Below are 21,453 nucleotides of genomic sequence, written 5' to 3'. Positions count from 1 at the left end.
TTGGTGCCCATTTAGAGCTAGTTCATAAATAAAATTATCACAGTGATCAGAGATTGCAACATCTTTTTTGACACGCTCAAATCTCCATCCCTCTTCTGGCCCTGTAATTTTTCAAGGCGGATTGGGTGTCGAGGCATCATGAGCAGTGGCCTCGACGGGCGACTCTGCGAGTCGTCCCTACCTCTTTCGAGTAGGGACGACTCGTCGCCAATCCGCCTTAAAAAAACCGGGGAAAACTTAGGGGTGTTTTTCTGACGCACAATGTAGGAAGGTAAGTTATAGTTCAAATCAGTGGCTGCACACCAGACCCGTCTTCTCTACAGACGACCTCTACCTAGGTGGCCGTATGGCTAATGGTACAACCGGGCGTTGCCCAAGAGGTGAACAATCATAGTAGATGCTTTTAGGGTTTTTAGCATCTACCATCTCAAAGGATAGTCGTATCTGAATAGATACGCGGCCTTAGACACTGTCAAGGCGACAAAGGTGTGCAGCTGCTTTTTTCGCCTGCAATTTATTAACTTCATAATACATCGTGACAACGACAAAAGAAGCTAATAAAGCCAGAGCAATATTAACCGAAGCGGCGGTTGTTGCTCTTTTAACACTCCTGATCTCTAAAGGAATATAACTGACTAAAATGGATTGCCAATTAAATTATCGGCTCCAGCAACATATTCAATTTGAGCAAGTGCATCGTCTGACAATTCTTGAGTGAATAGCAGCGTTAAGTTATGTTTAGCTCTTGAGCAACTAACATAAAACAAGTTTCGATTGCGTTCATAGGTATTTACCTTGTCTTGAGGAGGTGCTTGGTTCATCCATTCAAGCATTTGATTCCAATTGTAATGGTTCCACCCACGACCTAAGACTACCAACACGTTGTCAAATTGCGCCCCTTTTACACCGTGCTTAGTTGAAAAAGGTGTTTTCTCATCAATGTACTCGCCTAAATTTTTTACCTCTTTATAACTTACCTCTTTGATTTTATGTAGCTTATTATAAAAACGCTTATCTTCATCCGACAAATCATTTGATTTTTCTCGGTCTTGAATTTCGTCATATCTTTTCTCAGATTCATATACTTTCATTGGCAGACGAGGAGTCTTCGTTTCTCTTAGTAACTCCATAAGCTCGCCAATAGTGCCGGTGTCTCTTACTTTAATTAGCTTTTCTAGGTTTGTTGCCCAAACTTTTTTATCTGTTTGACTAGCAAGCCGTAGATGACCTTGATTCACTATCTGAAACAACTCACCATAATTACGCTGCTCAAATGCAAAAGAAACAGGCTCTACAATATCTAAAAAATATTTAATGTATTTATCAGCTTTTTTAAGATAATCATCCGTGTACGTAAAACAACTAGCTAGATTTTTAAATTGTTGCTCACTAGCAATAAGATTGTTGGTTAAGAAGAGAATTTTAGTTTTCTCAGGTCTCATATCCCAACCATCTTCCTCAAGCAGCAGTTTAACTTTCTCTATATACTCCTTAACATCTACTTCTGGCAAGTCACCTTTCCAGTGGCCACCAGTACGCCTGGTTCCCTGCCATTCATTTGAATGATAAACTTTTATGACACCAGCAGAGAGAGGGTTTGATTCCGCCTGAGGTAATTCCGGCCTCATCCGATTTAAACAATCTACAATGTTCTTATCTGAACGAAAGTTAGCTTTCTTACCAATTTCTTCAAGCAAATTGGCATTACTCTCAATCAAACCACAAGCAGACGAGCCATAAATTTTTTGCCAATGATCGCCAAACAAACCAATGATAATTCCTGATTTATTATCTATTAGGTTATTAACAATACTTTGAGCCAGCTGCGCATCGGTATCTTGATATTCATCGATAAAAATAACTGGAAACCTGTTCTTGAGTAGTTTTTGAAATTTAGGGTAAGCTAACAGCTTTCCCATTAAAGCTATGACGTCATCATGATGAAGTGTAATCGAGTTATCATTAATGTTTGCAAAACCAAGGTCATACCTAACTTCTTGATTAATGATGCCTCCAGCCTCTTCAACTCTCTTAACCCACTTCTCTCCTAGTTCAGGTATTAATTCTCTTAACTTAACCTGATAATGCTGCAATATACTCCAACTAAAAGCATGAATAGTGTCTGCAAATATAACCGGGTGATTATCTGTTCTATCTTTAATCTCACCTTTTGCTACATTTGTATATGTTATGCATGCGATCTGTTGTTCATTTAACAGATATTCACTGGATTTTTTGTTTATCAAATACTTTATTGACTCGATGAGAGAGTATGTTTTACCGGCTCCCGCACCTGCTTCCAATCGAAAGCACCTATTGTTATTGATACAAGATCTAAGTTTGGCAAGAGTTTCTTCTGATGCTGTTTCTGCGGGGCTCATCTGGTTCATAGTTACGCTCCCTCTGCTATGTAATCTGCGTCAAGCCATACGAGTCCATCTTTAATATATTTGGGAACTGACCAATCGGACAGTTCAATAGCATACTTAATTGCAAAGTTAGCCTTGCTGTCTTTGCTTTCTTCTTTAGCTCGATTGAATACTGCGTTTTCTAACTCTAAACCTTCGAGTTTGTCCAATTCAAATAAAGCGATATTAGCTAAAATGAAGGCATCTTCAAAGCTTCGGCCACAAACCCCCCCTTCATCCTCTGAGACTTGGTAAGCCAGCCCACGGCACCCAGAAACTTTATCATCAGACCCTTTTTCCATGAGCTCATTTAAATCAGCATAACCTCCTTTGCCAAACCAGTTTGATAACCCAGAATTACTGGAGTGAGTCCCGTTACTTACTATAGAGGCAGGGTAACTTACCCTTTGCTCTCCTTGGGAGGCTTTCACCGAATCTAAATCAGTAATAACTAATGTCTTTAACTCGAGAAAATCAATAAACTTATAGAAGTGATGAGCATAGGCTCCGCCGACTTCAACCACAGACATGTATTTTCGCCTTAACTTAGTTTGCTCTACATCGTCTGTTTTTCGAATCATTTCGGGAAGCAATATTCTCTCAGTAGCTCCTTCAATTAATATTGCTCGATCAGCGAAATACAGATCACTCTTAGTTAAAGTTAAATACTTGTGCAAAAACTCCTTATCTGCTTTTACTTCCTCTCCTTGAAAAGCTTCACCTAGATCCTTTACTTTAGTTTCTTGGCCATGCTTTGATAGAAAGTAACGAACTTTACTAAAATCCGCTTCATTGGCTATATGAGATGAATGCGTGCTAACAACAAATTGTACTGGCCAGATATTTCCATTATTTAATTGCTTTTGAAACTCACTAACAATTTCATCCAGCTGCCTAATAAATACTTCCTGCATTTGCGGATGAAGGTGAGCTTCTGGTTCCTCAATAAAGATCAGATGTCCCTTTGGTGGTGTCGATTGAGATTGGAAATCTCGAAAATATTCATAAATTCTAAAAAGGATAAAAATTAGGTTTCTAACCCCTAAACCGTTGTATGTTTCAGGTAAAGTAAAATGATCTTCACCCTCATAAAATACACGAGTATTACTTTCCAGCAAAGATTTAACATTAAGCTCTGTAGCTGCACTCAAATTGGGATCTTGCAGACCTGGATAGCCAAAAATATTTAGTGTAGGTAATAAATCTTTAACCTTATCTTGAAAATCAGTATCAACTTTTTCTTGTAGTTCCTCTACAACCTTATTTACCTCGTCAGATTTAGCTTTAAAGGCATCTGGGGCACCAGTACTGCTTGCGCTGTTAAAAATCTTACCTAATGATTTTCCCAGAACATCCCTTTCGGTATGGGTCTCATCATCTAAACCCCTTTGAGCGTTAATCAGCCCTTGCAATAAGAGCTTTTTAAACTTCGAGAACTCAACTCTAACCTTGTTATTTGGGTTCGTAGGTTCAACCGCATATATGACAACTTCATAATGCAAATTTATAGCGGCTTTTAAGTCCGTAAAGTACTTTTTCCTTTTTTCCTTATCGGTGCAATCTAATACGCTAAAGAAGTCTTTAATTTTACCGTTCTTTAACTGGTAGCAAGCTTGGACATTCGCTTCAAAGAGCTTATCGTCCAGATCAATAATGAAATCGCCTAAAATTCCATAATCATCAGCATCTTCTTGGTAATCAAAAGCCAATTCCAACAGGATAGACGGCATAAGTTGGCGGATGTCTTGCTCAGACTTCTTTTGTTGAAAAGCGTTTAATGCCTTTTCAAACTCACAGAGGCATGATTGATTAAAATCTTCATATTTGATTTTAGGCCCACTTTGAGACAAAAAACTCCTGAAAATTTCTGCTAGAGATGTTTTTCCTGCATTATTCCTCCCCACAATCAACGTCGTTCGACTATCGAAGGTGAGGTTGACGTTCTTTAGTAAACGATAATTTTGGCGCTTTTTAATTTCATCTCATTATTTTTATCCAAAATTACACTATTAAGCCTCTTAATCAAGCACAAAACTATTAACTTGAAATCCAAGTAGCTTTAAGCAGAATATGAGTTCATTCTTACTTTAAGTTTAATTTGTTGGAAATGCGCTATATTGTCGTTAGATAAGAATATTACTTGGAATTAAAAAAGCACTATTCAAATACCGGCGGTGTTTCACCTGCCAAGTTTGAAGAAGCATACTATTCAGAATTAAAAACTGTCTAGTGAAAGCTGGAAAGTCCAGGTGTGGCATGCCTTTTGGCGGCAAGTGACTAAAAATAGCCAGCCTCATAGCGAAAGAGGCTTCTATGAAATATATGGACTGCATGGATCAACACAAAAAAGAGGGAATCGCTAATATAGTGAGGTCGGTAAAATCAATTGAACGTATAACTATTAAATCGGCTCTAGCCAACGATCCACTGTTGCCAGGTTAAAGCGAGAAATAAATTACAACCTTTAGATCGTCCTTGACGCTTTTTCCAATGCTTGATCGTACCATTATAGTTATGCTGAACGATAATATTGAAGCTCGATTTCAACACCTAAAAAACCACTGTGACAAATTAAAGACATAAAATAGAAAGTCACCTTCAAACACCTTGAATATAAAGGGCTCCCTACCTTAGCTGTCTCGCCTCTGCTATAGCATATTCATCTTGTATATATAGCGCAGTGTGACATGTCAAATATTGTTGAGCAATACTTGAAGAAAAATGGCCCTAGCTTAAGCTCTGAAATTTCAGAACATCTAGCGAAAAAATACCAGCTCAGTCCAGCTGCAGCTCGTCAGCGCGTGTCTCGTAGTGGAAAAAACATTTTTCGTCTCGAGCTTAATTTTCCACGACGAGCTAAATTCTTATTTCTTAAAGAGCAAGCTGGAACTGGCCATTATTGGGGACGTCTTGAAGAAGCTCTTTTGGCAACCAACTCAGCATATGGATACGCCATTATGGCGCTTCATGTACGAGAAGGGATAATGCCTAAACAGCATTTTGAAATTGCTTGCGGTTCTCCAGTACGACAAAAGAAACATTTATCTGCTAGCCTAGTGTTACAGAGGTTAATTGATACAAACTTGATAAAAGAGATATATGTTGAAGGTATTGGGCACTGTGTCTACTTAGGACTTTATACAAATCTTATTGAGTCCATAATTCCAGCTATGAAAGCTCGTATATTTGCAGAAGAACTTATCTTGCGCGGCCTAAAGAGTTGGATGCGAAAACTGGGATTTATATCTTACAACCAGGTAAGCTCTCGCGGCCCTGAAAAAAACCCTAAAGTAAGCACAACAGCGTGGGATTTAGCCGGTCCATCATACCTATCACCACTTGTCAGCTTCAGCAAAAATGAATCAAAGCCTAATCCCGGTTTTGTTGTTTGCGATATTCTTCTCAACTCAGAAGTTTCAATGAGAGCTATACAACCTTACCTTCAAAAACTAAGCGCCCTTCGTAGCTTACCCAAAGTAGGCAGCCAACTATGTTTCTTCATCGCTAATACATTTCATGAAGACGCTTTCAAAAAGTTGAAATCACTAGGTATCTCTCCAGCTACCACTTCAGCAATTTTTGACAATGATATAGGCAAGGGGCTCGCAGAGCTTATTAGCCTTTTATCACGTGCCGCAGTGCAGGTTATCGAACCTGAAAAATTAGATGCTCTCTTCAATTCATTAGGAAAAATTGAGGGGGCTGCAAATAGGCTCCGAGGAGCATTCTTTGAGTTTGTAATAGCTGAAGCAATGCGCAGTAAATTTGGTTCCAGCATTCAATTGAACAGGTTATGCCAAACTCAAGGCCGTTCAAAAGAGGCTGATGTTATATGTGTCAGTAACAGCGACGTTCTTTTCATCGAAGGTAAGGGATATAGCCTATCTAATAAAGTGTCATTAGACGCTATTGAATACTGGCTAACAGAACAGATTCCAGTTTTCAGAAAATTCGCATTAGCTCACCCAGACTGGAAAGATAAGAATCTTAGGTTTGAGTTTTGGACAACAGGCTACTTTGACAATGATGCTAAAGTCAGACTTACAAATGCGAAAAGCAACACTACTAAATACACTATAGATTATAAAGATACTAAAACTGTATCTCAGACGATCAAAGATACCAACAACAAAGAATTAATAAAAACATTCAGCGAACACTTTACTAGCCACCCACTGACCCAAATAGAACGCTAAGATAAGCTACACAGCTCTATTGGTGATGCTAAGGAAGAAGAGCTTTGATAGGAACGTTCAACCGATGGAGTTGAGTCTAAAGCCCTAAACCACTTAGTTCAAATCCTGTAAAGCCATAAATCGGAACCCCGCAAGCGGGGCCCCCTTGCTGCGCAACCCTTCGGGCGATTTCTAGCTTGACTGGCTTTTCTCTTCGTAGTCTGTGTTGGCCATGAGGTATGGCGCGCCCTTAGGCGGCAAGCGCCTAAAACTTACCAACCTCATAGCGAAAGGGGCTTATATGAAATCTATGGACTTTATAAACAGGGCTAAAAAAGTAGAATTTGCTGATATAGCAAGGTCGGCAAAGCCGATTGAACGTACCACTCTTAAACACGTTCGGGCTACCGATAAATATTACCTGGTTAAAGCAGGCAGTAAGTTACAATTTTGGATCACTCGTGATGATTGTTTGTTGTCTGTGAATGTCTCTTTGCACTCACCATTTTGTGTTTTTACTGATGGAGATAGTTAGCTATGTTTCCCATATCCCAACTTTCCCAGTTAGAAATTGAGTATTTTTTTTAATTTTTTCATAAATTTTTTCGATTTCTTTATGGTGAGTACACTGGGGTTGAAACGAGCAAAAAACACCTTACAGGCCTTGATATAGGTGGATTTGCGAAATTTAAAACGATAAACAGATCCAAAATATTGAGTAATACTTCTGAGTATACGTTCTCAACGCCCTATAAAACCTAGCATTTGCTAGGTTTTTTGTTTTCTTTATTTATTAAATTACCGTATCCATTCAAACGGCTAACTAGTAAAAGGTAATAATCCCTGAAAAATAATAGAAGCTATCGTTTATTCAGTATGACTGATGATTATAATCACGAAGGACTCACAAAAGGTGCTGAATTACCACTCCCAGCCGAGCGTGTTATTGGTCACTTAATCAAATTATAGAATGGCGCGGAAAGCCTACATTTATCAGGTGTGACAATTAACCCGAATATACTAATTATTCATTCAGGTACCTTATGTAGCATGGTTTAACACGACTGGCTAAGCTACTATATTTACGTAATATTAGTGAGTTACAAGATATACCTAAAGATTGGTTATGGACTTATAATAATGAACAACCTAACATCGAGTTAGACGATACAAAAACTAAAATAATAACCACGTAGATATTCTACTGCCCGTCTATATTATGAATGGGGATACCGTGGAAACAGTAATAAATAATAATGAAGAACAGGCTTATAAATATTAAAACTAAGTTTTAGCAATCTTGTCTGTAACTTACTAAATATAAGGAAATAATTTAAATGATAGGGATTTTCAAATCCGCTTTACATGCTCTATTTGGCCGAAAAAAAGCATTTATAGATTTTACTCCTAGTAGCTCAACTCAAACGACCCAACTTTCTAGCAGCTCAGCGAAGAAAATCAATAATTTCAAAGTGAGACATAAAGAACCAAAAGCTACCCCAGAAGTAGATAATGCAATTATCAACGAAAATAAAAATAAGGATCGCTGCCAACGTATCCTAAATTACTGGTTAGATGCTGAGTTGTTTGATTTACCGGAGTGTCCTGTTGATTATAAAAAGAATCTTATCAGTGAACCGGCTGATAAGTTTAAAACAAGTTGGATAGAACAAGCCGAAGACAAGTTCAAAGATGGCAAACTGGAAATAACTGAAAATAGCCGTTTAATGATTATGTTTCAATGTCATCGCGCAGGCTATATTGCTAAAGATGATGAAAAACACCCTAACTATAAAACGCCTCGTACATACCTTGTTGGACAAGCACTAATACCTCGTTGGGATGAAGATAGGGAGATTATTGTATGGTCACGTTCAGAAGAAGATGAAGACCTGATTATTAACTTGGCAACTATTCGTACATTATATCGTCGCTGCAATTCATCTATCCCTGATAGTATGAGCTTGTCTGAATGGGTAGAAGCTCGAATGGAAAATATAGAAACAGTTCTCCACTCAGGTTTTCTGTCTGAAGATGAAAATACGCCGCTGACATCAACAGAGTTGAGCAAAAGAATTCTACTATTAAACAGAGAGTTAGCTGGACAGTTCTGGCCTGATGAATTATCTCGACAGTTTATGATAGAACAATGCCAGCCAATTGATCCTAGCTATGATTCCAATTCAGATATACCTGAAGTTGGAAAAAAATCAGGAGCCGTTACATTTCGTTGGCGTTTTTGTTATTACCCGGATGGGTTAGAGAGTAAACAACTAGGTCCATTTTTTGTTGATGATCTTGAAAGGTCCATTTCAGCTGTTAGTAAATGGGGTACAAAGGGCTTATCTTTACCTTTGAGATCTTATTTACTCGGACGTAAGGATAAAACCGAAGTCCCGGAAGCAGTTAACCAAGGCGACTTTTTCTGGCCTTTAACTAATGGCATTATATATGGACGTTGGCCTGAGAACCCCGAGTTTGGCCTTAGTTTGCTACAGTCATTTGCTGTGAATACAGCAAAAAAGGCAGGCGATAACCCTGTTGTTGCTGTCAATGGTCCTCCTGGGACAGGTAAAACAACATTATTAAAAGATATTATTGCTGACAAACTTGTTTCGCGTACTCTGTTATTAAAGGAGCTTAGCGATAAAAATGACTGGTTCAGTGATGAAAAAGTCACTCGCTTAATTATGCAACACAGTATGGTTGTCGCTTCTAGCAATAATAAAGCTGTTGAGAATATATCTAAAGAATTACCTTCCTTATCAAAACTTCATAAAGCGTTCTCCTCCAAAACCAAGCATTTTAAAATCGTTGCCCCAGAAGGTGACTGGGGGGTATTTTGTGCAGTGTTGGGGAATTCAAAAAACCGTAAAGCATTTAAACCACTTTTGAAGGCGCTCTCTGCGCATCTCAATAAAGTGAGTGATTTCTTTCACCTTGATTCTTTAATGAAAGATTTGAAGAAAAAAGGCAAAGAAAGTGCAAAAGAAATTATTGCTAACTTTGTTCAGTCATTACAAGAGCAAGAGAAGCTTATGTTGTTGGCCAGTGATATTAAGAAGTGTCATGCTAACAATAAGTATAATAAGTTTTTCTTACCTTTTACAGACGCGTTAATTAGCATAGAGCAGTCAGAATTATCAATAGATGCGTTTTCAACTAATTGGGCTAAATTTACTAATGAACAATGGCTAGCAGTGATAGAAGCTTTAGATTCTTTTAAAAAACAGTGGTTTGGTAAAAAACTTCATCAAGACCATAGTGAACGAAAATTTAAAACAGCTAAAAGTGATTTTGAAAATGCCTTTGCAAAGATAAAAAAGTTAGCTGATAGATCGTCTAAAGAATGGGTGTTTGATCATGATAGACACTTAATTGGTACAAAGGCTTATTCGAAAAGAAGTGACGAATCTTTCGAAGAAGCAGAAAAAAGATTGCAACAACAATCACCTTTAGGAAGTGAAGAGCTAAACCGTTGTAGAAGTGAATTATTTATTTATGCTATGGCATTGAATGAAGCGATTCTTGAGCAAGGAGCAAGTCAGTTTAAAAAGCACTGGGGAAATCTTGGTCAACTTATTGATGGTCGACTAGAAACTAAAGAAGCTATTCCTGAGCATCAACAATTATGGTCAATGTTGTTTTTGTTTTTTCCTGTGATTAGTACCTCACTTTCTTCAGTAGAGAATCAATTTAAGTTAATGCAAAAAACAGGTGGTTTTGGCTTATCAATGATCGATGAAGCAGGTCAGTCTGTTAATTATCATGTGGCTGGCCTTCTACAAAGAAGTAGGCAAACTATTTTTGTTGGAGATCCTATCCAGCTTGAGCCAGTAGTAACAATGCAACCTTCAATTGACTTAGCTATAGCAGCTGATTTCCTTCCAATTTCTAAAAAAGATACCGCTCGCCAGTGGGGAGATGATTACATAGTTAGTACTAGTTCTGCTCAGTCTCTTGGCGATAATGCAGGGCAATACATTGCAAAAATAGGTGAGCGAAAAGTAGGTATTCCTTTATTAGTACATAGACGGTGCACCGAGCCTATGTTTTCTGTGGCAAATAAAATTGCGTACGATAACCGCATGGTTCTAGCTAGCCAGCCTTTTAAGTGGAAGGCTATTCAGAGTGGCTGGATAAACGTTTCGGAAAAATCTGATGAAATAAATAAGCAGGGATATGCTAATCAAAAAGAGGCTAGAATTGCACTTGACGTAGTTCAGTTTTTGGTTAAAGAGCAACCCGAAATGGTTGCTGGAGGAGTGTACATAATTACACCGTTTTCTAATATGAGTGCTGTATTGAAGAAAGAGTGGGAAAGTAGATCAAACGATTCAGGTAATCATGACTGGATGCAGGAAGCGTTAGGTGAAAGTAAACAGAAACAAAACTTAGCTACTTTTGCTGAAGATAATATTGGTACAGTTCATACCTTCCAAGGGAAAGAAGCTTCAACAGTAATTATATGTACCGCAGCGTCTAAGGTGCGTAATAAAGCAGGAGGTATAACATGGGTTAATGGGAAACCTAATTTACTCAATGTGGCCGTTACTCGGGCAAAGCATCACTTATTTGTTATCGGAGATATCAACGACTGGTCTACTGATACTTTATCCTCTGAATTACAGCAAGGAGGTATGAATTGCTATGACAGCTTTGACCACTTTACCGAGAAAGAATCAGTGCTGTATGACGATTTCGAAGAAAATAAGGTAATGACAAAGCAAGCTTCTACAGAAGTAGAGTTTAACTTTGGTTAGTTTAATTCGAACCTTTAATATTGGGTAAGCAGAATCGCATTAAAAAGCCTAGATTTTTCTAGGCTTTTTTGTTTTCTACCGTTCTAGGGGCTGTTGATTTTTCAAGTATACTTTTTAAACAGCATCGTGAGCGGGTATAATTTACTTCGCCAAAAACAAAAAATAGCGACTCTCTATGCTAAGACTAATGTTAACAGATGAACGTTGGGAAATCCTTTACAAAGCAATGCTAAGTTCGGGGAGAATTTATGATAAGCCTGCGCATCAAATAACCATGGAAGGAATACTCTATCGAATGCGAACAGGTTTACCATAGCGTGATTTACCAAAAGAATTTGGATGCGCTGGAGTAAGGTTTCTCGCCGATTTAACCTATGGTCAAGTAAGGGGGTCTTATCTCATGCTTTCAATATATTGGTGGATTCTGAAGACGTCGAATGGCTCTTTATAGATGGGAGTATTATCAGTGCTCATCAACATGGAACGGGGGCAGCTTCTTCAGCGACCGAAGATATAGGGAAGCGCCGAGGAGGCAACTCAACCAAGATCCATTTAGCGTAGATAGCGGCGGCTTACCTGTTTACTTTGAGTTTTCACAAGGACAAGTAAACGATATCGTTCATGCAAAAAGTTTGGTAAAAAACTCGCCGAAAGCTGAACATGTTGTCGCAGATAAGGGCTATGATAGCGACACTTTTCGTGAAAAAATAGAAAAATGGGAGCAGATTCAACAATCCCAAGAAGGAAGAGCCAGAAGAAAGGTAATAAGGATGTTGATTGGTGCTTATATAGATACAGACATTTGGTTGAGAATGCATTCGGTAGAATTAAAAATTATCAAGCAATAGCAACAAAATACGATAAATTATCGCGTAATTATTCAAGTATGATTACGCTTAGTTTTTTGATGATGTGGCTGCCAATGCATGCATGAACAATTTATATACAGCAAAGTTCAACAGATCCTAGGGCAAGGGTAATAGCATGAAAAAAAGCGGACTACTTGTAAATTTTAGTGATAAGCACGCTGGAGTTAATCTAAACAGACTGAGAAACATTCAAAATCTAGATCGCTTTTGTTGATTCCATTTTGAGCTACCCTTACCATTAATGCCCTTGCCCTGTCAAACCATCAAAGTGTATTATGTAGGTACTAAGCTATCCCCTAAATAGTTACCATAACTAAATAAAACTATAATTAACTATGCAACGATCAAATATGTAGGATACATAGAACTATGTCTAAATTTCCAAGTCTATCTACTGTTAGCCGAATAAGAGGTTTGTCTGCTTTATTGCTATTTTTTTTATTGATCGTAATTTTATATTCTCTAAGTACTTTGCAAACCATTGAAAAGGAAATGCATGAGTTAACTAAAGTTGATATTCCATTAAATGAAAAGATTAATGAAATAGAAATATTGCAAATTAAGCATCATTTATTGATGGAGGTCTCTGAAAGTAAATACTTTAAAAACACTGAAATTCAAAAACATTTAGGGCTTAAAAACAATATAAAAGAAAGTATTGAACATCAGATTGTACGAATTAGATTAGCTTTAAAAATCATTGAACAGGGTATAGCAAACGAACACATTGCTGTTGTCCAAACAGCACACATTTCTGCTATTGATTCAATAAAAAGATTAGATCAACTATATTCTGATTATAAAAATTACCTAGCAATTTTGCCATTAAAAAACAAAAACTTAAGTATAGAACAATGGAATCATGCCAAACAGTTAGACACGCAACTTGATAATGAGGTTGAGGCCCTTTTATTAAAGTTAGAAGAAGTTACAAAGGAAGTCTCTATTTATACCAATAAACACCTTCAACAATTTGTTATTATTAATTTTATTTTAGGACTGTGTGCTCTAATAATTGGTTCTATTATGACTCAATACATTATTAGCTCTTTCAGAAAGACATTCTCTCGAATTCATGACCATTTAGAGACAATTCGTGGTTCACTAGCCGACTCTGATGTTGAAGATGTGCCTGTTCAAGATGAAGCTAAAAAAGATGAGCTTAGATACCTAGAAAAAAACTTACAAACACTTTCCGAAAATTTGTCTCAAGAGCTAATAAATAGAAAAGACGCTGAAAATAAATTACTAGAACTTGCAACAAAAGATAGATTAACAGGGGCTTATAATAGACATCGTTGGGAAGAGCAGCTTACTCATGAGTTAAAAATAGCGTCTAGAGGCGGATTACTCGGTGTACTTGTACTAGACGTAGACCATTTCAAAAAAGTTAATGATAGTTATGGACATGATGTTGGCGACAAAGTTCTTATAAAATTAGCCCGTGAAATTACTAATGAACTCAGAGAAACAGATCTACTTTATAGACTCGGTGGTGAAGAGTTTGCTGTATTAATTCGCGGGCAAAGCAAAGAACAGTTACTCCATTGTGCTGAGCAATTAAAAGCTTATATAAGCAATATTAATTTCCCTAAAATAGATCATATAACGCTAAGTATTGGAATTACGAGTTATAAGCCAAATGATACTGAGAACACTTTTTTTAAGCGTGCTGATATTGCTCTTTACGAAGCAAAAGCTGATGGACGAAATAAAGTAAAATTTGCTTAACCCAAACCCATTTTGACCTAGTTGAGTACCATTCACTAAATACAGTACAATGCGGGTATTAAAGGCTTAGTTTACTCGTAATCCAAGCCTGTTTATTTTTAAATAGAGAATGTAATGGTAAAATCGCGCGGAAACCTATTTATTTTATCAGCCCCTTCTGGTGCTGGTAAATCAAGCTTAATCAATGCGTTATTAAAAAAGCATACTGATATGAAAGTATCGGTCTCGCACACGACTCGCTCTCCTCGCCCCGGTGAAGAAAATGGCGTGCATTATCATTTTGTCTCTACAGATGAGTTTAAAGCGCTGATTGAAAAAAATGACTTTTTTGAATGGGCTCAAGTATTTGATAATTACTATGGCACATCAAAGCAAGCTATTGAGTCGCAACTTGATGCGGGTATTGATGTGTTTTTAGATATTGATTGGCAAGGCGCGCAGCAAGTGCGCAAAATTATGCCAAGCGTACAAACCATTTTTATTCTACCTCCTTCAAAAAAAGAGCTAGAGCAGCGTTTAAATAACCGTGGCCAAGATTCGGCTGACGTTATTGCCGGACGTATGGCACAAGCACAATCTGAAACGTCACATTATAACGAGTATGACTTTGTAATTGTAAATGATGACTTTGAGAGCGCACTTGCTGATATAGAAATAATTGTAATGGCTCAACGCTTAACCCTAAAAGCTCAAGAAGATCGTCATCAAGTTTTACTAAATAGTCTGCTTAAATAATTTAAGCCTATTTAAATTAGGCTTAGGCGAGTAAAACTGATAAAAATTGAACACTGGCTATTGGCGAAAGTGGCTCCTTGGAGTAAACTACGCCTTTGCTTTTAAATTATTTTTGGAGTGCTGTGATGGCCCGCGTAACAGTTGAAGATGCAGTAGATGCAGTTGGTAATCGTTTTGACTTAATTTTAGTTGCGGCTCGTCGTGCCCGCCAAATTGCTGTTGGTGGTAAAACGCCACTAGTAGACCCTGAAAACGATAAACCAACGGTTGTTGCTTTACGTGAAATTGAATTAGGTTTAGTTGATAGCGCTTCAATGGACTTAATTGACCGTGAAGAACAACAACACCAAGAAGCAGCAGAACTAGCTGCTGTTGCTGCCATTGTTGGTGGCAATCAATAATCGACCTCCCGGTCTGATTTAGCCAACGGCGCAGTATTTCTACTATAGCCGTTGGCAATCCATTCTTTTCATCGTATATTCGTAACTTACCTAATTTACTTCACTAGGGCCTGTTTATCTTTCGAGGTTAAATTTGCAGCAGCATGCATGGTATTTAGGCAAGGCAGAGCCTATGTAGTGTGGTTATTCCCCATGCATAGGCGATAACGCAGCATAAGTGCCAAACATGCGCAGCCCGAAGGGTTCTGCCTAGGGGCAATTTACTCTTTGTTGCTCGGTTTTTACTTAGCCCGCTAGGCTAAAAACCTCGCGCCGCGATTAAATCGCCCCTAGATTGAACAAATTTTAATCCTGAAAGGTCAACGGGCCCTAGAACATTGGAGTGTAAATGTATCTTTTTGAAGGTCTTAAAAAGAAAATTTCTGAATACTTGCCTGCTGCAGATGTAGAGCTGGTACAAAAATCTTACGTGGTAGCCCGAGAGGCCCACGAAGGACAAACTCGCTCAAGTGGCGAACCTTATATTACTCACCCTGTTGAAGTAACTCAAATTCTTGCCGGCATGCATCTTGACCATGAAACGCTCATGGCCGCGTTAATGCACGATGTAATTGAAGATACTGATTTTAGCCAACAAGATTTAGCTGAAATTTTTGGTGAAACGGTTGCTGAATTGGTTGAAGGTGTAAGTAAGCTCGATAAGCTCAGCTTTAAAGATAAAAAAGAATTCCAAGCCGAAAACTACCGTAAAATGATTATGGCTATGACTCAAGACATACGAGTTATTTTAATCAAGCTTGCTGATAGAACGCATAATATGCGCACATTGGGTGCTCTTCGCCCCGATAAACGCCGCCGTATAGCACGCGAAACACTAGAAATATACGCGCCGATAGCAAACCGTTTAGGTATTCACGACATTAAAAATGAGCTTGAAGATTTAGGTTTTCAAGCTCTATATCCTATGCGCCATCGTGCACTTAAATCTGAAGTTGCAAAAGCACGTGGTAATCGAAAAGAAGTTATTTCAAATATTCAAAACGAAATTGAAGCGCGCCTTGAAGAGTCAGGCATAAAAGCGACGGTATCGGGCCGCGAAAAGCACCTTTATAGTATTTATAAAAAAATGCTTAATAAAGAACTGTTATTTAACGAAGTCATGGATATTTACGCGTTTAGAATTGCGGTTGACTCTATGGATACGTGTTATCGCGTATTAGGTGTTGCTCACAGCCTTTATAAGCCTATTGAAACGCGCTTTAAAGACTATATTGCAGTGCCTAAAACCAATGGCTATCAGTCACTTCATACTTCTTTAGTTGGCCCACACGGCATACCTGTTGAGATTCAAATTCGTACTCACGACATGGATCATATGGCAGACAAAGGCGTGGCCGCACACTGGATGTATAAAAAATCAGGTGATGGCGCGGGCAATACGTCACAACAACGTGCTCGCCAATGGATGCAAAGTTTATTAGAGCTTCAGCAAAGTGCTGGCTCATCATTTGAATTTATAGAAAATGTAAAAACTGAGCTATTCCCTGAAGAAATTTACGTATTTACGCCAGATGGCCGAATCGTTGAATTACCAATGGGCGCAACAGCTGTTGATTTTGCATACGCTGTACATACTGACGTTGGAAATACGTGCGTAGGGGCAAGAGTAAATCGCAAACCTTACCCTTTGAGTAAAGCGCTTGATACCGGCCAAACAGTAGAAGTAATTACTAGCTCTGGGGCTCACCCAAATGCAACTTGGCTAAACTTTATTGTTACCGGTAAAGCACGGTTAGGCATTCGTAACTACCTTAAGAGTCAGCATCACGAGGAAGCGCTGTTATTGGGCAGGCGTTTACTCGACTCCGCACTTGGTGAAAATAAGTTCGACAGTATTCCTGATGAGAATATAGCGCGAGTACTTGAAGAACATGAACTTTCTACACTACTTGAGTTACTAGTAGCAATAGGCTCTGGTAATCTGATGAGCATGTTAATTGCTAAACGCTTATTACAAAACGAAAACGATGATTTAACAGACATTACCAACCAAGTCAAAGCAACCATTATTGGCACCGAAGGTATGTTAGTTAATTACTCTAAGTGTTGCCGCCCTGTACCTGGGGATGCAATAACTGCACATATAAGCCAAGGCAAAGGATTAACTGTTCATCGCCAGGAATGTAAAAATATTCGCGGCTGGGAAAGTGAGCGCTCTAAATACTTAGTTGTAAAGTGGGACGATAATCCAGAGAAAGAATATATCGCAGCCCTTAGAGTCGAGATTATTAATCATCAAGGGGCGCTTGCAAAGTTAACCAATGTTGTTGCGACTACCCAAGCCAATATTGTGGAAATAGCCACTGATGAAAAAGAAAGTAATTTATACGTGATAGATTTAGGGGTTACCGTTAAAAACCGTATCCACGTTGCTAACATTATGCGACGCATTCGCGTTATGCCTGATGTACAAAAAGTCTATCGTAAAAAATAAAATAGGAAACACATGAATAAAGCATTTATTTCTACCGACAAAGCGCCTGCAGCAATAGGCACATATAGCCAAGCCGTTAAAGTAGGAACGGCTGTCTACTTATCGGGTCAAATACCATTAGTGCCTGAGACTATGGAAGTTATTTCGGAAGACTTTGGCGAACAAACACATCAAGTATTTAAAAACATTGCTGCTGTATGTGAAGAAGCTGGGGGTCAGATACACGACCTAGTTAAGGTGAATATTTACCTTACTGATTTATCTAACTTTGCTATTGTTAACGAAGTAATGAGCCAATACTTCAAACAACCATACCCTGCTCGTGCCGCAATTGGTGTGCGTGCGCTGCCAAAAGGTGTGCAAGTTGAGATAGATGGAATAATGGAACTACCTTCAACTAATTAGTATTACCTACGAGCTATGGTCCCAGCTATAGCTCTATTTCTCCATAACCTCGTTTTGTTTTCTTGACTCAAAAGTAAATTTCTAGCAATCTGTTATTATGTAATATACTCAAACTTAACTTAAGTAGTAGAGAAGGATTAACTAGTGTTTAAGCTTGCTCATAATGGAAATATTTTACTTGATGTAAGTAAGCACGCTCCGCCGAGTGCTGCGTTCGTGATTGAAGCTCTCGAAATGTCGACTTTTTGTGACTGTAAAATCGATCATGAAGCCATAAACAACTTCTTCAAAAATAAAAATACTGAGTCAGTTTTAGTTGTTGCAACTAAGTACGATGCCGCAATCAAGATAGAAATTAGCGATGATAAAATGCTAGCTATAGGCGAGCTCACTCTCGCTCAGGGCGGTAAGCAGCTAAGCCTAGATGATGCGAAAAAATACCTTGTTAAAGCTGGAATAGTTCGTGGCTACAAGCAAGTATTTTTAGAACAATTACTAGAAAAACAAGCCGAGCTATCACCTGGGACAATCGTTAAAGGTACTCTCGCCAAAGGGCGGCTTCCAAGTGATGGATTAGCGACAAAATTAGTAACAGTGGTAGAAACCCTAAAAGATCGTTTAAACGCGCCAAAATTAAAAGAAGATGGCAGCGTTGATATGCGTGACTTTGGAAAACTCGCAAGTGTAGAACCTGGTACAGTACTTATTCGACAGCACCCCGCAACCCCTGGTAAAGAGGGCTTCACAGTAGTCGGTGATATACTTACCGCTAAACCTGGTGAAAATAAACAACTGGTCGCAGGTGAAGGCACTGAAATATCAAAATTAAACCCTATGGAATTAGTCTCTACTATTGCCGGCGTTCCTGTAGAAATTAATAACGGAATGCGTGTAGATGATATTTTTACAATATCTGATGTAAATGTGAAAAGTGGCCATATCGACTTTGAAGGCAGTGTGATTGTTACACGAAACATCGATCCTGGTATGAAAATAAACGCAAAAGGCGATATTACTATCTTAGGTACTGTCGAATCAGGGGAGCTTACTGCTGGCGGTAATATCACTGTGAAGCAAGGTGTAATTGGCCATCAAAAGCCTGAGGATAAATCGTTATCCTGCAAATTAGTTTGTGCTGGAGATGTCCATGTTTCTCATTCACAGTATTGTTATATAGAAGCAGCTAACATATTTATTGATCGCCAAACTAGCCACTGCGTTATGAAAGCGAAAAAATTACTACAAGTTGGTCAAACAGACTTACCTAAAGGTAAAATTTTTGGTGGTGAAATACTGGATGCTACAACGCTCATTGCTGGTGAAATAGGAAACGAATCAGGCGCAAAAATGGTAATAAATTTAGCAGCTTCAGGCGCTGAAATAACTGCTGACACAGACAATTGCTTTAAAGATTTAGCAAATACAGATCAACAATTAGATACTCTTCAAGCTGCTCTCGAAAAAGCTGATTTAGTTAAAGATATTGATAAAAAGAATCAGCTAATAGCCAAAATTGGCGCTACACAACTGCATTATTGCCAACAGGCTGAACAATTAGAAAAACGCCTTTCGAGCTTAGATCATGAGTTACATGATTTGCTTAGTGATGCAAACCTTGCTGTTAACACTGTTTTGCATTCTGGAGTAGAAATTCATATTTTTAATAAAGTACTCAAAACAATCCGTAATTACCCACCATGCAATGTAAAGTTGTTGAATAATAAAGTAGAAATCGAGTTTAAAACACACTAGAAATGAGTGCAAATACAGGCACTCAAATCAATAGCTCCTCATATACCCTAAAGTAAATCACTTACTGTATCGTAAGTTTTATTTGGCCACACACTAACCTGTACTTGTCCAATATGTTGCTTTTGCAGTAGTAACATAGCCAAGCGCGACTGCCCTATTCCACCGCCAATTGTTTGCGGAAATTTACTTTGTAGTAGCGCTTTATGCCAATCAAACTCTAAGCGGTCTTCATCTCCAGTTGTACTTAACTGCGCTTTTAAAACCTCAGGGCTTACACGTATACCCATTGATGAAATTTCAAATACATCTTCAAGTACTGGATTCCATACTAAAATATCACCATTTAAACCCATGTATTGATCGCATGTTGGCGTAGACCAATCATCGTAATCTGGGGCTCTTACATCGTGAATTTTGCCATCACCAAGCGCGCCACCAATACCAATTAAAAATACAGCACCATATTCTTGTGCAATGGCTTTTTCGCGTTGCTTAGCGCTAAAGTCAGGATACATTTTACGTAGCTCTTCACTGTGTACAAACTTAATGTCGTCCGGTAAAAAAGGCGTCAAACCATAAGACTCACTTACAAAAGCTTCCGTCTCTTTTATCCCTTTATAAATAGATTGAACAGTTTGCTTTAGTGTTGCCAGCGAACGCTCTGTCGTTTTGTTAATTACTTTTTCCCAATCCCACTGATCAACATATACAGAATGAATAGGACTTAATGAATCTTCATCTGGGCGCAAAGCTTTCATTTGAGTGTAAATACCCTCACCAACACCAAAGCCATAAGTTGCCAGTGTTTTACGTTTCCACTTAGCCAGTGAATGCACCACTTCGTAGCGGCTATCTGTAATCGCTTTCACATTTACAGCAACTGCGTTTTCATGGCCGCTTAAGTTATCTTGCGTGCCGTCGCCAACCTTAGCCAAAATAGGGGCTTGAACCTCAACCAGCCCTAGTTGGGTTTCTAGTTGCTGTGAAAAAAATTGCTTAACTTTACTTATTTGCTGCTGTTGCTGGACATAGTGTGAACTCATAATAATTGGCCTCATTCCCAGTTATTGTTACTTGCTTAATTGATAAAAAACGCTCTAATGAGCGCCTTCAATGAAGTTAATGTAACGATTTAAAGGATTAATTCAATATCCCATAACAAAAATAGCTTCAATATATAAAAAGCATTAATTAAGTGGTATAAAAACCATATATTCGATAATTTTATGACAAATATATAATGGAAAATTATTTAATCGATAATCTCGATAAACAGATACTTCATGCGTTAATGGCAAATGCCCGTACTGCGTATGCCGAATTAGCAAAAAGATTTAATGTAAGCGCAGGGACAATTCACGTAAGAATTGAAAAAATGAAGCAAGCAGGGATCATTATAGGCACCCAATTAACGATTAATACTAAACAGCTGGGCTACGATGTGTGCTGCTTTATAGGCATTAATTTAAATAACGCACGTGATTACCCGCAAACGCTTATAAAGCTAGAAGCATTAGAGGAAGTGGTAGAGGCTTATTACACAACAGGTAACTACAGTATATTTATAAAGGTAATGACAAAGTCCATTGATCACTTACAAGATGTGCTGATTAATAAAATACAGGCAATAGAAGCCATTCAATCAACAGAAACACTTATTTCTCTACAAAATCCAATTAGCCGTACGGTAATGCCTTAACTGCAAAAATCTCGTATAATT

General features: G+C 38.2%; 13 protein-coding genes and 2 pseudogenes. 12 read left to right on the top strand and 3 right to left on the bottom strand.

Going from position 1 to position 21,453, the window contains the following annotated elements; genetic code table 11:
- Positions 1-635 precede the first annotated feature (635 nt).
- Both AOR04_RS01475 and AOR04_RS01470 read right to left on the bottom strand, forming a co-directional pair.
- Positions 636-2,390, bottom strand: a complete 1,755-nt coding sequence (locus tag AOR04_RS01475) for a UvrD-helicase domain-containing protein (protein ID WP_096792317.1) — start codon at positions 2,388-2,390, stop codon at positions 636-638.
- A 2-nt stretch (positions 2,391-2,392) separates the two neighbouring features.
- Positions 2,393-4,384, bottom strand: coding sequence for an ATP-dependent nuclease (locus tag AOR04_RS01470; protein ID WP_096792316.1), 1,992 nt, complete (start codon positions 4,382-4,384; stop codon positions 2,393-2,395).
- A 711-nt stretch (positions 4,385-5,095) separates the two neighbouring features.
- Between AOR04_RS01470 and AOR04_RS01465 the strand changes: the two genes are divergently transcribed.
- The 11 genes and pseudogenes from AOR04_RS01465 to AOR04_RS01420 all read left to right on the top strand — a co-directional run bounded on the left by AOR04_RS01465 (position 5,096) and on the right by AOR04_RS01420 (position 19,733).
- Positions 5,096-6,604, top strand: coding sequence for a hypothetical protein (locus tag AOR04_RS01465; protein ID WP_096792315.1), 1,509 nt, complete (start codon positions 5,096-5,098; stop codon positions 6,602-6,604).
- Positions 6,605-6,884: 280 nt separating this feature from the next.
- Positions 6,885-7,118 carry a hypothetical protein gene (locus AOR04_RS01460; protein WP_096792314.1) on the top strand — a complete coding sequence of 78 codons (234 nt, stop codon included), beginning with the start codon at positions 6,885-6,887 and terminating at the stop codon, positions 7,116-7,118.
- A gap of 335 nt (positions 7,119-7,453) precedes the next feature.
- Positions 7,454-7,590 (top strand): annotated as a pseudogene (locus AOR04_RS22100) (IS3 family transposase); the annotation flags it as partial.
- A 330-nt stretch (positions 7,591-7,920) separates the two neighbouring features.
- Positions 7,921-11,346 carry a DEAD/DEAH box helicase gene (locus AOR04_RS01455; RefSeq protein WP_096792313.1) on the top strand — a complete coding sequence of 1,142 codons (3,426 nt, stop codon included), beginning with the start codon at positions 7,921-7,923 and terminating at the stop codon, positions 11,344-11,346.
- Between the two features lie 175 nt (positions 11,347-11,521).
- Positions 11,522-12,280: pseudogene (locus AOR04_RS01450) on the top strand (IS5 family transposase).
- A gap of 304 nt (positions 12,281-12,584) precedes the next feature.
- Positions 12,585-13,946, top strand: coding sequence for a GGDEF domain-containing protein (locus AOR04_RS01445; RefSeq protein WP_096792312.1), 1,362 nt, complete (start codon positions 12,585-12,587; stop codon positions 13,944-13,946).
- Between the two features lie 114 nt (positions 13,947-14,060).
- Complete coding sequence (gene gmk / locus AOR04_RS01440) at positions 14,061-14,681, top strand: guanylate kinase (protein WP_096792311.1); 621 nt, start codon at positions 14,061-14,063, stop codon at positions 14,679-14,681.
- Positions 14,682-14,806: 125 nt separating this feature from the next.
- Positions 14,807-15,082, top strand: coding sequence for a DNA-directed RNA polymerase subunit omega (gene rpoZ / locus AOR04_RS01435; protein ID WP_007378835.1), 276 nt, complete (start codon positions 14,807-14,809; stop codon positions 15,080-15,082).
- Positions 15,083-15,470: 388 nt separating this feature from the next.
- Positions 15,471-17,576: a bifunctional GTP diphosphokinase/guanosine-3',5'-bis pyrophosphate 3'-pyrophosphohydrolase gene (gene spoT / locus AOR04_RS01430; RefSeq protein WP_008139659.1), complete on the top strand. Its 2,106-nt coding sequence runs from the start codon at positions 15,471-15,473 to the stop codon at positions 17,574-17,576.
- Positions 17,577-17,588: 12 nt separating this feature from the next.
- Positions 17,589-17,981, top strand: a complete 393-nt coding sequence (locus AOR04_RS01425; protein ID WP_007378833.1) for a RidA family protein — start codon at positions 17,589-17,591, stop codon at positions 17,979-17,981.
- 144 nt (positions 17,982-18,125) lie between these two features.
- Complete coding sequence (locus AOR04_RS01420; protein ID WP_096792310.1) at positions 18,126-19,733, top strand: DUF342 domain-containing protein; 1,608 nt, start codon at positions 18,126-18,128, stop codon at positions 19,731-19,733.
- Positions 19,734-19,780: 47 nt separating this feature from the next.
- Here the strand turns inward: AOR04_RS01420 and asnA are convergent, their stop codons facing one another.
- The gene (gene asnA / locus AOR04_RS01415) at positions 19,781-20,776 is read right to left on the bottom strand and encodes an aspartate--ammonia ligase (protein WP_096792309.1); all 996 of its coding nucleotides are present in this window, start codon (positions 20,774-20,776) and stop codon (positions 19,781-19,783) included.
- Positions 20,777-20,973: 197 nt separating this feature from the next.
- On the opposite strand from asnA, the gene asnC reads away from it, so the two are divergent.
- Complete coding sequence (asnC, locus tag AOR04_RS01410; RefSeq protein WP_007378830.1) at positions 20,974-21,432, top strand: transcriptional regulator AsnC; 459 nt, start codon at positions 20,974-20,976, stop codon at positions 21,430-21,432.
- Positions 21,433-21,453 lie beyond the last annotated feature (21 nt).

It is taken from the genome of Pseudoalteromonas sp. 1_2015MBL_MicDiv, assembly GCF_002407505.1.
In the GTDB taxonomy this organism is placed as follows: Bacteria; Pseudomonadota; Gammaproteobacteria; order Enterobacterales; family Alteromonadaceae; genus Pseudoalteromonas; species Pseudoalteromonas fuliginea.
This window is presented reverse-complemented; position numbering and strand designations above follow the sequence as displayed.

Coding starts and splice junctions, on each gene's coding strand:
- AOR04_RS01475 (WP_096792317.1), bottom strand. CDS start 2,390: ATGAACCAGATGAGCCCCGCAGAAACAGCATCAGAAGAAACTCTTGCC.
- AOR04_RS01465 (WP_096792315.1), top strand. CDS start 5,096: ATGTCAAATATTGTTGAGCAATACTTGAAGAAAAATGGCCCTAGCTTA.
- AOR04_RS01460 (WP_096792314.1), top strand. CDS start 6,885: ATGAAATCTATGGACTTTATAAACAGGGCTAAAAAAGTAGAATTTGCT.
- AOR04_RS01455 (WP_096792313.1), top strand. CDS start 7,921: ATGATAGGGATTTTCAAATCCGCTTTACATGCTCTATTTGGCCGAAAA.
- AOR04_RS01445 (WP_096792312.1), top strand. CDS start 12,585: ATGTCTAAATTTCCAAGTCTATCTACTGTTAGCCGAATAAGAGGTTTG.
- gmk (WP_096792311.1), top strand. CDS start 14,061: ATGGTAAAATCGCGCGGAAACCTATTTATTTTATCAGCCCCTTCTGGT.
- rpoZ (WP_007378835.1), top strand. CDS start 14,807: ATGGCCCGCGTAACAGTTGAAGATGCAGTAGATGCAGTTGGTAATCGT.
- spoT (WP_008139659.1), top strand. CDS start 15,471: ATGTATCTTTTTGAAGGTCTTAAAAAGAAAATTTCTGAATACTTGCCT.
- AOR04_RS01425 (WP_007378833.1), top strand. CDS start 17,589: ATGAATAAAGCATTTATTTCTACCGACAAAGCGCCTGCAGCAATAGGC.
- asnA (WP_096792309.1), bottom strand. CDS start 20,776: ATGAGTTCACACTATGTCCAGCAACAGCAGCAAATAAGTAAAGTTAAG.
- asnC (WP_007378830.1), top strand. CDS start 20,974: ATGGAAAATTATTTAATCGATAATCTCGATAAACAGATACTTCATGCG.